General features: G+C 45.8%; 11 protein-coding genes. 4 read left to right on the top strand and 7 right to left on the bottom strand.

Annotated features, from left to right (window positions below; translation table 11 throughout):
- Window positions 1-240 precede the first annotated feature (240 nt).
- Window positions 241-1,974 carry an arginine--tRNA ligase gene (gene argS, locus DA100_RS20240; RefSeq protein ID WP_138973780.1) on the top strand — a complete coding sequence of 578 codons (1,734 nt, stop codon included), beginning with the start codon at window positions 241-243 and terminating at the stop codon, window positions 1,972-1,974.
- Between the two features lie 125 nt (window positions 1,975-2,099).
- Window positions 2,100-2,528 (top strand): HIT domain-containing protein, encoded by a 429-nt coding sequence (locus DA100_RS20235; RefSeq protein ID WP_138973779.1) that lies wholly within the window; start codon window positions 2,100-2,102, stop codon window positions 2,526-2,528.
- Between the two features lie 70 nt (window positions 2,529-2,598).
- Here the strand turns inward: DA100_RS20235 and DA100_RS20230 are convergent, their stop codons facing one another.
- From DA100_RS20230 to znuA, 5 genes are all read right to left on the bottom strand, one after another.
- Window positions 2,599-2,829 carry a FeoC-like transcriptional regulator gene (locus DA100_RS20230; RefSeq protein WP_138973778.1) on the bottom strand — a complete coding sequence of 77 codons (231 nt, stop codon included), beginning with the start codon at window positions 2,827-2,829 and terminating at the stop codon, window positions 2,599-2,601.
- Complete coding sequence (gene feoB / locus DA100_RS20225) at window positions 2,826-5,102, bottom strand: Fe(2+) transporter permease subunit FeoB (protein WP_138973806.1); 2,277 nt, start codon at window positions 5,100-5,102, stop codon at window positions 2,826-2,828. The genes DA100_RS20230 and feoB overlap by 4 nt, the downstream gene beginning before the upstream one ends.
- Window positions 5,102-5,329 (bottom strand): FeoA family protein, encoded by a 228-nt coding sequence (locus DA100_RS20220; RefSeq protein WP_138973777.1) that lies wholly within the window; start codon window positions 5,327-5,329, stop codon window positions 5,102-5,104. Before DA100_RS20220 ends, feoB begins: the two co-directional genes overlap by 1 nt.
- Window positions 5,330-5,842: 513 nt before the next feature.
- Window positions 5,843-9,157, bottom strand: coding sequence for a helix-turn-helix domain-containing protein (locus tag DA100_RS20215; protein WP_240800977.1), 3,315 nt, complete (start codon window positions 9,155-9,157; stop codon window positions 5,843-5,845).
- Between the two features lie 205 nt (window positions 9,158-9,362).
- Complete coding sequence (gene znuA / locus DA100_RS20210; protein ID WP_138973776.1) at window positions 9,363-10,241, bottom strand: zinc ABC transporter substrate-binding protein ZnuA; 879 nt, start codon at window positions 10,239-10,241, stop codon at window positions 9,363-9,365.
- Between the two features lie 81 nt (window positions 10,242-10,322).
- On the opposite strand from znuA, the gene znuC reads away from it, so the two are divergent.
- Together znuC and znuB are read left to right on the top strand one after the other, a co-directional pair.
- Complete coding sequence (gene znuC / locus DA100_RS20205; RefSeq protein ID WP_138973775.1) at window positions 10,323-11,108, top strand: zinc ABC transporter ATP-binding protein ZnuC; 786 nt, start codon at window positions 10,323-10,325, stop codon at window positions 11,106-11,108.
- Window positions 11,101-11,886: a zinc ABC transporter permease subunit ZnuB gene (gene znuB / locus DA100_RS20200; protein WP_138973774.1), complete on the top strand. Its 786-nt coding sequence runs from the start codon at window positions 11,101-11,103 to the stop codon at window positions 11,884-11,886. Before znuC ends, znuB begins: the two co-directional genes overlap by 8 nt.
- Window positions 11,887-12,015: 129 nt before the next feature.
- On the opposite strand, the gene purF is transcribed toward znuB, so the two are convergent.
- Both purF and DA100_RS20190 read right to left on the bottom strand, forming a co-directional pair.
- Window positions 12,016-13,530 (bottom strand): amidophosphoribosyltransferase, encoded by a 1,515-nt coding sequence (gene purF / locus DA100_RS20195; RefSeq protein ID WP_138973773.1) that lies wholly within the window; start codon window positions 13,528-13,530, stop codon window positions 12,016-12,018.
- Window positions 13,531-13,565: 35 nt separating this feature from the next.
- Entirely contained in the window at window positions 13,566-14,057 is a 492-nt protein-coding gene (locus tag DA100_RS20190; RefSeq protein ID WP_138973772.1) for a CvpA family protein, read from the bottom strand.
- Window positions 14,058-14,091: the final 34 nt, after the last annotated feature.

Here is a 14,091-nt window from a genome sequence, read left to right as displayed (position 1 = left end):
GGTATCCAATGCGTTGATTTTCCCCCAATACTAACAAGATCGTCAGGAAAAGTAGAAAATTTCCCAGTTCACTCCCTATAAGCGCAGCAATAAAGTTGGTATTATGTGCGCCAAATTTATGAACTAGATCGAGATATGCATTCATTCCACTCAGTGGATATTATCCAGTGATTGTGCGTTAAGCATCCGGATAACTAAGAATGCATAGCCAACCAATTCCCAGAATTGAAGGAAGCGCGTGTGAATATCCAAGCACTTATTAATGACAAAGTATCTCAGGCTCTTGAAGCCGCTGGCGCACCTGCAGGAAGTCCTGCGGCTGTTCGCCAATCTGCAAAACCTCAGTTTGGTGATTACCAAGCAAACGGCGTAATGGGCGTTGCAAAAAAACTTGGTACTAACCCACGCGAGTTTGCACAGAAAGTATTGGATGTTCTGGATCTTGAAGGTATCGCGAGCAAGACTGAAATCGCTGGTCCTGGTTTTATTAACATTTTCCTAAGCGAAGATTTTCTGGCTAAGCAAGCTGACGCAGCACTAGCGGATAGCCGTCTTGGTGTTGCTGCTGAAGCGCAGCAGACTATTGTTGCCGACTACTCTGCGCCTAACGTTGCTAAAGAGATGCACGTTGGCCACCTACGTTCAACCATCATCGGTGATGCTGTTGTTCGTACACTAGAATTCCTAGGTCACAAAGTTATTCGCGCTAACCATATCGGTGACTGGGGTACTCAGTTCGGTATGCTTATCGCTAACCTTGAGCGTGTTCAGAAAGACGCGGGCGAAGTGTCAATGGAACTTGCTGACCTAGAAGCGTTCTACCGTGAATCTAAGAAACTGTACGATGAAGACGAAGAGTTCGCAGTTAAGGCTCGTAACTACGTAGTTAAACTACAAAGTGGTGATGAATTCTGCGGCGAAATGTGGAAGAAACTGGTTGATATCACAATGATTCAGAACCAGCGTAACTACGACCGCCTAAACGTATCACTGACTCGTGATGACGTAATGGGTGAAAGTATGTACAACGACATGCTTCCTGGCATCGTTGCAGACCTAAAAGAAAAAGGTTTGGCTGTCGAAGATGACGGCGCACAAGTTGTATTCCTAGAAGAGTACAAGAACAAAGATGGCGACCCAATGGGCGTTATCATCCAAAAACGCGATGGCGGCTTCCTATATACCACTACCGACATTGCATGTGCTAAATACCGCTACGAAGAGCTTGGTGCGGACCGCGTGCTTTACTTCATCGACTCTCGTCAGCATCAGCACCTAATGCAAGCTTGGACGATCGTTCGCAAAGCCGGTTACGTACCTGAAGAGGTCACTCTAGAGCACCACGCGTTTGGCATGATGCTGGGTAAAGATGGTAAGCCATTTAAGACTCGTGCAGGTGGTACTGTTCGCCTTGCTGACCTCCTTGATGAAGCAGAAGAGCGTGCAGCGAACCTGATTGAATCGAAAAACCCTGACCTAGCAGCTGAAGAGAAGCAAAAAATTTCTACTACTGTTGCAATGGCGGCGGTTAAGTATGCAGATCTTTCTAAGCACCGTACTACAGACTACGTGTTTGACTGGGACAACATGCTAGCGTTTGAAGGCAACACTGCGCCTTACATGCAATATGCTTACACTCGTGTATCTTCGATCTTCGCTAAAGCAGGCATCTCTATGGATGACCTAGGCGGCGAAATCAAAGTCACCGACGAGAAAGAGAAAGCCCTGATCGCGAAACTCCTCCAGTTTGATGAAGCGGTGCAGTCAGTTGCTCGTGAAGGTCAACCACATATCATGTGTAGCTACCTGTTCGAACTAGCGGGTCAGTTCTCTAGTTTCTACGAGGCATGTCCAATTCTTAACACTGAAGACGAATCTGTTAAACAGAGCCGTCTCAAGCTAGCCGCATTAACGGCTAAGACGATTAAGCAAGGTCTATCGCTACTAGGTATCGAAACTCTAGAACGTATGTAAGAGTTTCGAGTTTCGAGTTTCGAGTTTCGAGTTTCGAATAAATTTGAAAGGTTGACGTGAAAGCGTCAACCTTTTGTTTTATCTGACGTATACTGATGTCGTTAACACAATATCGGACAACAACAATGAGCTTCGAACTTCATCCTCAACTGGCAAAGGACACCACAGTCATTGGTCACTTTCCTCTGTGTGTGGCACTTTTACATCGCGACAATGCCGTACCTTGGGTTATTTTGGTGCCTAAACGCGCTCATCTCAAAGAACTGCATCACCTCCCGATGCAAGAACAACAGCAGTTTCTATTAGAATCTCAAGCCGTTAGTCAAGCTTTGGAGGCCACGTTTCAGCCGGATAAACTCAACTTGGGTGCATTGGGAAACATAGTACCTCAACTGCATATCCATCATATCGCCCGTTTTAAACAGGACGTTGCTTGGCCTGGCCCGCTTTGGGGGAACACTTCTGGTCAGTTTCGCAGCGAAGAAGAGCAAGCAGATCTGCAAACACGCATCGGCAATGTATTATCACTAAGTAGCTTGTTCCAGCGCGGTTAAACGTTCAAATCGTTTCGAATACAAAAAAACCGTTCGCTATGAACGGTTTTTTATTGTCACTCAGTATCGTCTACATGGTCACAGTCAAAGCGAGCGCATTAGGATCCACTTTGGTATACCTAACCCTCATAACGTGCTTCGCGGCGTTAGTATCAACAAGGCGAGAAATCACTCCTTTACGAATCCAAACGGATAGCATGGCGTCAACACCATCTTCACTTAATCCGAACTTTTTTGCCAGTTCGCGTTGGGAGACACTGCCCTGCTGATCAATAAACTGCTTTAACTCTGCCAGTATCATGCAATTTGCGCCTCTAACTGTTGTACTTGCTTGTTACCCACAACTTTTAGCGCTCGGTAGGTAACAAAGCCAGCCAAAATAATCGCTGAGATCCATGCTGCGCTCATGACCGGATGATCGCTAAAGTGTGTCGCTTGGTAATAAAGAGCAGCGCTACCATAAGCAAGTCCCATGGTCCAAACAGCAATAAAACGAGCATACTTGACCCCAAACTCACGAACGTATGCGCCCATGGCAGCAACACATGGAGTGTAAAGCAGGATAAAGATAAGATAAGCAAACGCTGCATTACCGGACACAAAGTGTCCTTTTAAGTTACCAAAGATAGACACATCCACCTCTTGTTCTTCTGCAACTGCATTGCTGTCAGACAAATCGCCAACTTCAATACCTAATGGGTCTGAGAAGCTCAGTCCAGCAAGATTTTCGGGAATCGACATCACGGCTTCCTCAAGGCTAGCCATCAAGTCGTATTCACCCGCTTCTTCATTGCTTGGCGCATATAGGCTGTTCAGCGTACCGACCACGGCCTCTTTTGCAAAAATGCCAGTAATGATACCAACGGTTGCAGGCCAGTTGTCTTGTTCGATACCAATTGGCGCAAAGACTGGCGTGACTACTTTTGATACGGTAGATAGCAGCGAATTTTCACTGTCTTGGTTGCCAAAGCTTCCATCCGTACCAACGGAGTTTAGGAAGCTTAGAATTGTGACAACAACCACGATGGTTTTCCCCGCCCCCATAACGAAACGCTTCAACTTCTGCCACGTTTTAATCACCACATTACGCATTGTTGGCAATTCGTAGTCAGGCATTTCCATCACTAAGCTGTCACTCGAACCTGGGTAGAGGGTGTTTTTAAGCACAAGTCCGGTAATAACTGCCGCGACAATACCTAATAGATATAGTGAAAACACCACGTTTTGACCGCTTTCAGAGAAGAATGCCGCGGCAAAAAGTGCATATACGGGCAGACGAGCACCACATGACATAAACGGCGCCATTGATGCCGCTAGCTTACGCTCACGTTCCTGATCGAGGGTACGGGTTGCCATAATAGACGGTACGTTACAGCCGAAGCCAAGCACCAAAGGCACAAATGCCTTACCCGGCAAACCTATTTTTTGCATCACTTTATCAAGTACGAATGCTGCTCGAGACATGTAGCCCGAGCTCTCTAGCACAGCGAGGAACAGATAGAGACAGGCGATGACTGGGACAAAGGTCGCTACGGTTTGCACACCGCCACCTACGCCGTCAGCAATCAACGTCACTAACCAAACCGGCAAGTGATCATCAAGCAAGTAATGCCCACCATCAACCAGTAGTGCGCCAACGCCAATATCAAAGAAATCAATGAAAGCACTACCAATGTTGATCGAGAACATGAACATTAAGTACATAACAACAAAGAAGAAAGGAACGCCGATCCATTTATTCAAAATAACCTTGTCGACTCGCTCAGTGAAGCTATGACTTAATTTACCTTCACTTCGGCGCACCTTCTGGCATTGCTGATGAAGAAACGTATATTTTACGTCCGCCACCAACAAGTCGATATCCAGCTCAGCTTTGCGCTGCTCTGCAACGATGGTCTCGCGGCTAAGTTGTGGTAATGAGTTGAGCACCAACAGATCGTTTTCAAGCGCTCGAATGGCCAACGCTCGAGCAGAGACTTCTGTTTGGTCTGCAAACATTGGCTCTAGACTCGCAATGGACGCTTCAAATGCTTCGCCGTAGTTAAGGCGAAGTTCGTCAAGGGCGACGCCCTGAATGAGCGCTTTGTGGAGACGTTCTTTGAGAGACTGAACTTGTGATTTATTGTTGGCAGAAATCGCAAACACCGGACAACCGAGCACTTTTTCTAGCGCTTTCAAATCTATCGTTTGTCGTTCACGCTTTAACGCATCCATTTTATTTAGCACAACAATCATCGGGCGACCCAACTCGCGCAGCTGCAATGTCATATACAGACTACGTTCCAGGCTAGTCGCATCAACGACGTTAATAATCAGGTCGGCTGGGTGGGTTAGAACCGCGCGAGACGCAATTGACTCATCAATACTGTTGCCATCATTACCACTATCAAGCGCATATATACCTGGCAAGTCCGTGAGAAGAAAATCGTCGCTAGAATGGGAATACTTACCTGTTTTTTTCTCAACAGTTACACCCGCCCAGTTTCCCACTTGCTGCTTGGCACCAGTCAATCCATTAAACAGGGTGGTTTTTCCGCTATTTGGGTTACCGACCGTTAGGATTTTATACTCCATCATTCCACCTCCACTGCGATTGCGTCTGCAATCTTGGTGCGTACCGCTAGAGAGACACCACGGACTTCAACTTGCAGTGGGTCACCCATTGGCGCCTTACGTATTAAGGTAATCTCTGTCTTAGGAAGTAACCCCATAACCATCAGCTTTTTTCTTACGTCGTTGGAAAGCTCAGAAAAACCTTTGATGGTTGCTTTTTGCCCTTGTTGTAATTGTGAGAGTTTCATAAACAGGCCGTCTATATATAAATGAGAAATATTTTTATTACCGATCTCAATACTATCTCTCATACATGTAACAGATCTTGTCTGAAATCAATGTTTTCAAGTATAGCGATGTTCAAAACGTCAAAAAAACTAACGTTAATTTCGTCAAAACTCACCATTTCCTACACCGCCACGACTTAAGTCACTCTTCCCACACATACCGAACGGCATATAAAACATTGATAAACAATAATTTAACAAAGCTGTCGTTTTTATCATGGAAGATGGCGTTAATTTTATAAGTAAAATAAGTCGGAGTGGATATAGTTACTCATGTCGAGGGGCCATCCCAAAGACAACATTGAATTCCAGAGGTGACGCATAAAGCGTCACTCCGGCAGCAAGCGAAGGTGTCATTGACACCCGTGGTATAGTCCCCCGGCTATGCCACGATATTTTTTTTCTTCGGCTTCTTCTAGCCCGCATTCCACCACTACCAGCTACTCGTACTTTCACCAATGTTAATCTGATGGTTTAAAAGCGTTCTTGCTCTTCAATAAACTGAGTTGGAGACATGCCAAATCGATGTTTAAATCTTTGGCTAAAGTAAGAAGGGTCATTAAAACCACATTCAAAAGCGACATCAGATACCTTTTCACCAGCAAGTAAGCGACGGCATGCATTGTCCAATCGAACTTCGGTCAGATATTCTGTAAACGTTTTTTCTAAAGTGGATTTAAAGCGTCTCTGTAGGCTACGTTCGGATAAGAACAGCATTTTAGCTGCGGATGAAGTGCTGAAATCAGGATCAGCATAGTGGGTACTCACGAGGAGAATGACCTTTTCAAACCAAGGATCGTTATCCTGAAATTCGATATCATCGTCACTATCATCGTCAGTAACGATTGAGTTTTCTGCGAAGGCTTCACTGGCGTTCCACGTCATTTCAAGCAGATTACGCTCCTCAGAAGAGTGGATAACCAACTTACCGCCACTCTTTTCGACCAGAGAGTGAATATTCTGCATCATTGTTGAAGTGGTATTACTGCCCTCTATCGCTTTGCCTTGGTCTAGCATAGAAAATGCCACCTGACCTTTCCTCAACATTAACTGAATCATCACTGTTTGGTTTCGGTAGCAACGCTGAACAATACCATCGAACAACAAGTTAAAGATTTCATCAAGATTAAACGTATCGACGCTAACGTACAGATCTGTATCCGCCTCAATCTGAACGGTAACTCCCGCCTTTAGCAACTCGTCTTGCCAGCCGCGCAGCACCGATTCAACGATAAGTGTCAGATTATAAACTGGAAGCGCTTGTCCATTAGTCGAGCGCACATTGACCAGCAGTTCTAATTCTCTATTCAAGAAAGCAAGCAATCGAGGATCGCTGTTGTCATTTTTTGCCTGTGCTTCGAGTCTATCTTTTAACGTACTCACGGATTGAGTAAAAATCAGTTTTCTTACCTGCAACTGCTTACGTAGCTGTTGGTTGTTACTGAGCAAGATACGACTTTGATGGCGCATTTGATTGGTTTTGAGTGCGACCTGAGCTTTTAGTGCTCGGTTTGCTTTTGACATCACTCTTGAACGCCAATACGCAGTTGATGCCAACAATAAAATGCCGAGCACTATATAGCCTACGATGGCATACACGCTCAAAAACCATGGTGGTTCCACCATAAACTGGTAGCGGGCACTGCGACTTTGTAATGTGCCGTTATGCAATGCCCTTACCTCCAACTGATAGCTTCCGGGCATCATATGTTCCATGGTTAAGGTACTGCCATCGAGCATCTGCCAATCTGAATCATCATTGAGACGATATTCAAGCGTTACATCATTGGCTCTCGGCATCACACCAAATTGAAAAAACACCGACTCACTGTAACTCAACTGGAGCGGATCACTTTCCGTATTCGCCAACGAATAGAGTTTTTGATTGCGCTTGATTTGACTAAATACCACCTGAATTTCCGGCAACTTGCTGGCGATAAGCTGGTTGGTGTCCACTTTGACCAAACTGGTTCGTGAGCCAAGCAGAAGTACACGCTCACTATCCGTGCTGTAGCTACAAAATCCAGAAAGGAACTCATTGCTGATCAAGCCAAACGGCTCACCGTAATGCTGTATTAAGCTGCCATTGTTCGCGTATTTTGATAGCCCGCCCGATGAAGTGAGCCAAATACCTTGCTCGGTTTTTAACAAACACTTGGGAGTTACATGGCCATCAACCATTGTAATTGGCTGAACTTGCTCTTTATATAAGTTCAAGCGATACAGGCCATAGCGACCCGCGACCCATAATTGATTCTCCTCGACTTGCTCAACATCAATGACCTCGCCATAGGGAATACTTTCCCCAACAAAACGAACCTGACCATCTTTTAGAAGGTAGATGCCATGCTCAGTACCTAGGCTCAGATAACCTTGAGATGTCTCATAAATGTGTGTGAGCTGAGCAGGCAGAAACTTTTCGATCATCCACTCAGAACCAAACTGGATCAATTGCTCACTAGCGGTGTTATAGCTCCACAACTGGTTGCTGCTTGCTCCCCAAACGGTATTGTCTCGACCCATTTCGATGAAGCGAACACTCATTTGTTTTAGGAACGGAGGTAAGTTGTCAACAATGACCTCTCCACTTCCTGCATCGATACAAACAATGCCTTTATCCGTCGCAAGCCATAAGACGCCATTTCTCTCTTCGAGATCATAGACGACGCCTTGATATAGTAGGTCGCGTGTCCCTGCGCTAGAAAGGTCAACACGATAGACGTTCTTATTGGTTAACATCCAGTAACCATCACGGCTCTTACTACGCAGGAGCTTGGTTACCTTTTCTTTGCTGTCACTGAACGATAGATATTGGTGTGGGTAACGCTCAAAATTGTCCGAAAATTGGGAGAAATAACGGACTCCCCTATCAGTCGCAATCCAAATACCACCAGCATTGTCATTAAGAAGAGAATAAATTTTTTCCCCCGCCAACCCATTTCCTGCCCACACTCCCTGCTCAAAACGACGAATTTCACCTGTTACAAAGTCATAGACAAACAGCCCTTTTTCGGTACCTATCCAGTACTCTTGCGCCGTCTCTGCGATACTTAATACGTGATTCCCTGCAATCCGCTCGATCGGTTGCTGTGGCTGGTCAGGATCAAAAATCAAAATGCCGTCTAACGAGCCGATCACCAGCTCATCGCGTACTTCTGAATAGTGCAGCTTCTCTACGTAATGGCTAGCAGAGCTTGATATGTGTTCGTAAACGTCTCCATTCGACAAGTAAACCCCCGCATTGGTCGCAATCACCCAACGAGACTTAATAAACGCCGCATCATTAATCGTGATCTTCGCTGACTGGTTGTATTGGTACAACTGCATCAACGAAAAGGTTTGAAACTCACCGCTATCAACATGGTAGGTGTAAAAGTGGCTCTCATCAGCTAACCAGATGTAGCGTTTTGTGGCACCAATTCGAAGTATTTCGGTTCCTGGGGTTAAGCTGAAAACCAGCTCTTTTTCTCGATTGGGTACGGTGCGATAGATTTCATTCTGAAAAAATGTCCAGAAGGCATTGTCAACGAAAGCGACCTGCTCGGTATCCTCGTCAAGTGCTGAGCCCATCTCAGGGGTAATCGCCTGACCATCAAAAAATAAGATTTGATTACGCACGTCTTGCAGCCATATCCCTCCACCTTGAGCTGTGAATAGCTGTTTCGCCGCAAACACTTTTCCCTGAGTCTGCATAGGCAACGGATAGAAAACCGTGGGAGAGAAATTGGATGCTAGCGAAACTCCCGAAAACAGCAGTAGTAGCAACAGTATCGACGAGAGTTTATTCAATTGGCTTATCCCTAACAGCAAGAATCAATAGGCTAACATTGGACGTTCAGCACAAGGCATGAACTTTGATTTATTTTGTGCCAATAATTATCGGAAATTTATCAAGATTAACAAGCGCGTATGGCAAAAAACTCGTGACTTTTCCAATCAGTTCACAGATGCCAATCAAGCCAAAGAGAATCGCTCTCTTTGGCTTTCGGTAAAGTTAACGCTGCAAGCAGTGGCTGAAGCTATCCGCCAAGTTCTGTTTTAAGACAAAGTAGCCACCAGAAACGGCTTGAACATCGCTGCCAATGGGATCAAGGACACCTACTTTTGTGTTGCTGCCTCTGGTCACAGACTCTACCACTGCGGGTGTGAACTGAGGTTCAGAAAATACACATTTCGCCTGCTCACTGGCTAATGCTTTACGAATTGAGATCAACGTTTTGGCACCCGGCTTGCGATCAGGGCTGACCGTAAAAAAACCCAACTGATTGAGACCAAAATCTTGTTCAAAGTAACCATAGGCATCGTGGAAAACAAAATACCCATCCTGTTTGATAGGAGTAAGTTGCTTTTCGATCGCTTGCTGCTGAGCAGCCAGTTTGTCTTCAAATACTTTTAGATTATCAGCGTAGACTTGAGCGTTAGCAGCATCCATCCCTGCTAACATATCCGCAATAGCCTTTGCCACTTGCATCGTGGGTTTATAACCCAGCCAAAAATGGGGGTCATGACTGCCGTGGTCGTGACCATCATGATCATGATGATCACCTTGGTATTCTCTCAGTTCTAGATCTTCAATTTTGCTCAGTGTGAGGACATTGCTCTGCCCTTCTACCACCTTACTCAGAAAGGGTTCTAGATTCTTTCCGAACCAAATAATCACATCAGCATTGCGAATGCGCTTCACGTCTGACGGACGCAGAGCATAGTCGTGTGGTGAAGTATTAGACGCCAAGATAACCTCTGGAGATGAGGTATTTTGCATGATTTCAATGGCAATCAGTTGAATGGGTTTAATACTAGTTAACACTTGTGTTGCGTTAGCCACAGAGTGACTTGCAAACCAAAGTGTACAGGCGATTAGAAAACGTTTCATAGCTAGCGAGATTACAGACTGGTTTAAAGGAATGACAAATGTTACATTATAACAATAAACAATTGCAAATGAGTTCCATTCATGCCGACATTGGTCGAACTTACTGATATCTGCGTTCAATTCGAAGACCGAACCGTCCTCGACAAGGTAAGTCTACGCCTCAACAGAGGCGAAATCACTACACTTATCGGACCTAATGGCGCGGGAAAGTCGACACTGGTAAAAGTCTTACTCGGACTACAGCGCCGATATAGGGGTACTTTATCCAAAGCCAAGGGAATCAAAATTGGCTACGTACCACAAAAACTTAAACTCAATGACACCCTACCACTTACCGTAGAACGGTTTCTGCGTTTGGCAGGCAAGTACAGCCGACAAGAGCTCAATGATGCCCTTAAATTAGTCGGCGCTGAGCATTTGGCGAAGAGTAATATGCATTCGTTGTCTGGCGGAGAGAATCAACGCGTCTTGCTTGCGCGAGCATTGCTACAAAGACCTGATTTGTTGGTTCTCGACGAACCAGCCCAAGGTGTTGATGTTCAGGGTCAGATCGATTTGTATGATTTGATCGATACTATTCGCCACCGCTTTAACTGTGCCGTATTTATGGTCTCCCATGACCTGCACCTAGTCATGGCAAAAACCGATGATGTTATCTGTTTACATCATCATATTTGCTGTTCTGGCGCACCCGCAGACATCGCTCAGCACCCAAGCTATATTGCGCTGTTTGGACATACCCAGCAACAATCTCTTGCGTTCTATCACCATCAGCATGATCACCATCATCATGACTTAGCAGGTCAACCCGTAGCCGGTGAAGGCGCTCAATGTTCCCATCATACACACGGCCATCATCATGATTGAGTTTTTGCTACCTTCCATACTTGCAGGCTTAGGGATCGCAGCGATCGCAGGCCCGCTAGGTTCATTTGTTGTTTGGCGTCGCATGGCTTATTTCGGTGACACGCTCGCTCACGCCTCGTTGATGGGGCTTGCCTTGGGCTTTTTACTGGACGTCAATCTCTACTTAGCCTTAACGGTTTGCTGCCTTGCCTTGGCAATCCTGTTGGTAACACTTCAGCGTCAACAGCAAGTCGCTACTGACACTTTGCTGGGCATTCTCGCCCACAGTTCGTTATCACTTGGTCTGGTTGCTGTAAGTTTCTTGGATAACGTCCGAATTGATTTAATGAGCTATCTCTTTGGTGATCTGTTAGCGGTAACAGCGCAAGACCTCGCATATATTTATCTCGGCGTTATAGTCGTTGCCACTGTATTGGGCTTTTTCTGGCGCTCGTTACTCTCAACCACCGTCAATGAGGACCTTGCCGCTGTCGAGGGACACAACGTCGATCTAATGCGTTTGATTCTGATGTTAATGGTCGGTTTAGTGATCGCAATTGGTATGAAGTTTGTTGGCGCCCTGATCATGACTTCACTGTTGATCATCCCAGCGGCGACGGCTCGTCGATTTGCCAAAGCACCAGAACAGATGGCCTTGTTCGCATCACTGATTGGCTCTATTGCTGTTTTACTTGGTCTAACTCTATCATGGCACTACGACACTCCAGCAGGCCCTTCTGTCGTGATCAGCGCTACCGCGATGTTTATGTTAAGCCAACTAATGCGCGTGAGAAGTTAAACGCTTGAAGCATTCAAGAAAAAAAAGGGTTGGCGCTTGGCGCCAACCCTTATTTATTTGGAGTAAAGAACGAGAAAACTTGAGTTGCTTACGCAACATTCAAGCTCTCCCTTAGAGCGTAGCGCCCTCTTAAGCACCTTCGTTATGCAGTTCTAGGTTCGCTAAATCTAGCTGAATCTCACGCTGAGTCTTTGCATCATCACCACGTAGTGATTCAAGGAAATCAAGGTAGTTCTGATCGATATCCCCCGTCACGTATTCACCATTGAATACTGACGTTTCAAACTTAGCGATGTCGCTGTTACCCATACCAACTGCTGCGACAAGATCCTCCAGTGTTTGGAAAATCAGTTCATCAGCACCAATCTGTTTACAGATTGAATCGTTGTCACGACCATGTGCGATGAGTTCGCTTGCACTCGGCATATCGATGCCGTAAACATTCGGGAAACGGATTTCTGGTGCCGCTGAAACCATAAAGACTTTCTTCGCACCGGAATCACGCGCCATCTCGATAATCTGCTCTGATGTGGTACCACGTACGATAGAGTCGTCAACCAGCAATACATTCTTATCTTTAAATTCTGAGCGGATTGAGTTGAGCTTACGACGCACAGATTTCTTACGCTGCTGTTGACCAGGCATGATAAAGGTACGGCCGACGTAACGGTTCTTCACAAAGCCTTGGCGGTAAGGAATGTCGATCGCTTGTGCGATTTGCAGCGCGATATCACAAGAAGTTTCTGGGATAGGGATAACCACATCAATATCCAGATGGCTGTATTCATCGCGGATACGCTCACCCAATTTCTTACCCATTTCAACGCGCGCGCTATATACCGAGATTTTATCGATAAACGAATCTGGTCGAGCAAAGTAAACAAATTCAAAAATACATGGGTTAAGAACTGGGTTGTCAGCACATTGCTTAGTATGAAGTTGACCATCGAAAGTAACATAGATTGCTTCACCCGGTGCGATATCGCGGATGAAGTCAAACCCAACCGCATCCAACGCCACTGACTCAGAGGCAACCATGTATTCTGTACTACCACCGATTTCACGTTTTCCAAGGCATAGAGGGCGAATGCCGTTTGGATCACGAAATGCCACCATACCATGACCGATAATCATTGCTGTTACCGCGTACGCACCGCGAATAGCTCGGTGCACATTGGTCACTGCACGGAACACGTCTTCCGCTGCAACATTTCCTTTTACGGTATCAATCTCGTGTGCAAGCACGTTGAGCAACACTTCTGAGTCGGAAGTCGTGTTCACATGACGACGATCTTTCTCAAACAATTTCTCACGTATTTCTGCTGCATTGGTCAAGTTACCATTGTGTGCCAGAGTGATACCAAATGGCGAATTCACGTAGAAAGGCTGTGCTTCTGACGCGCTCGAACTACCCGCCGTTGGATAACGAACATGGCCAATACCCACGCTACCTTGCAGTCTTTGCATATGTTTGGCTTCAAACACATCCTTAACTAAACCGTTCGCCTTACGCAGACGAAAACGATTGCTTTCTATGGTACAAATACCCGCGGCATCTTGGCCACGGTGCTGCAATACCGTCAATGCATCATAGATAGACTGGTTTACAGGCGTAGTGCCCACGATTCCAACAATACCACACATGTCTTAACCCTCGATTTTCGACAATGGCTGGCGCGTTATACCGCGCCAGATAAGAAACTAGACGTTGCTTGTAAGTGTTCAAAGAAAGGGGCAATGACGCGGCTAAATTCCGGCACCAATTGAGATCCTTTCCACCACTCAGAGTCTGGAAACGATGTAAACGCATCCATAAAAAATAGTGCTGCTGACACAATCAGAACGCCACGTAGACCGCCAAAAACGACACCTAACACTCTGTCTGTACCCGACAACCCTGTTTTCTGTACTAGCTGAGCAATCACATAGTTAACGATTGCACCAACCACAAGCGTAGCAATAAACAAGGCTGCAATTGCGGCTCCATTTCGAATCATCTCATCTTGAATATTGGTGAAGTACACCGCCAACTTGGCGTAATACTGACTGGCGATAAAAAAAGCGCCAAACCAAATAACCAATGAGAGTGCTTCTTTAGCGAAACCACGCACTAAACTGATCAAAGCCGACAGGCCGACCACACCTAAAATGACAATATCTAACGGATTCATTCTGTACTTACATCTTAAGTTCGCGCGCATTTTA

The sequence above is a fragment of the Vibrio sp. Hep-1b-8 genome, assembly GCF_006124995.1.
In the GTDB taxonomy this organism is placed as follows: Bacteria; Pseudomonadota; Gammaproteobacteria; order Enterobacterales; family Vibrionaceae; genus Vibrio.
This window is presented reverse-complemented; position numbering and strand designations above follow the sequence as displayed.

Bases quoted from the DNA above. Each gene is read 5' to 3' on its own strand.
- DA100_RS20235 (WP_138973779.1), top strand. From the start codon at position 2,100: ATGAGCTTCGAACTTCATCCTCAACTGGCAAAGGACACCACAGTCATT.
- DA100_RS20230 (WP_138973778.1), bottom strand. From the start codon at position 2,829: ATGATACTGGCAGAGTTAAAGCAGTTTATTGATCAGCAGGGCAGTGTC.
- feoB (WP_138973806.1), bottom strand. From the start codon at position 5,102: ATGGAGTATAAAATCCTAACGGTCGGTAACCCAAATAGCGGAAAAACC.
- DA100_RS20220 (WP_138973777.1), bottom strand. From the start codon at position 5,329: ATGAAACTCTCACAATTACAACAAGGGCAAAAAGCAACCATCAAAGGT.
- znuA (WP_138973776.1), bottom strand. From the start codon at position 10,241: ATGAAACGTTTTCTAATCGCCTGTACACTTTGGTTTGCAAGTCACTCT.
- znuC (WP_138973775.1), top strand. From the start codon at position 10,323: ATGCCGACATTGGTCGAACTTACTGATATCTGCGTTCAATTCGAAGAC.
- znuB (WP_138973774.1), top strand. From the start codon at position 11,101: ATGATTGAGTTTTTGCTACCTTCCATACTTGCAGGCTTAGGGATCGCA.
- purF (WP_138973773.1), bottom strand. From the start codon at position 13,530: ATGTGTGGTATTGTTGGAATCGTGGGCACTACGCCTGTAAACCAGTCT.
- DA100_RS20190 (WP_138973772.1), bottom strand. From the start codon at position 14,057: ATGAATCCGTTAGATATTGTCATTTTAGGTGTGGTCGGCCTGTCGGCT.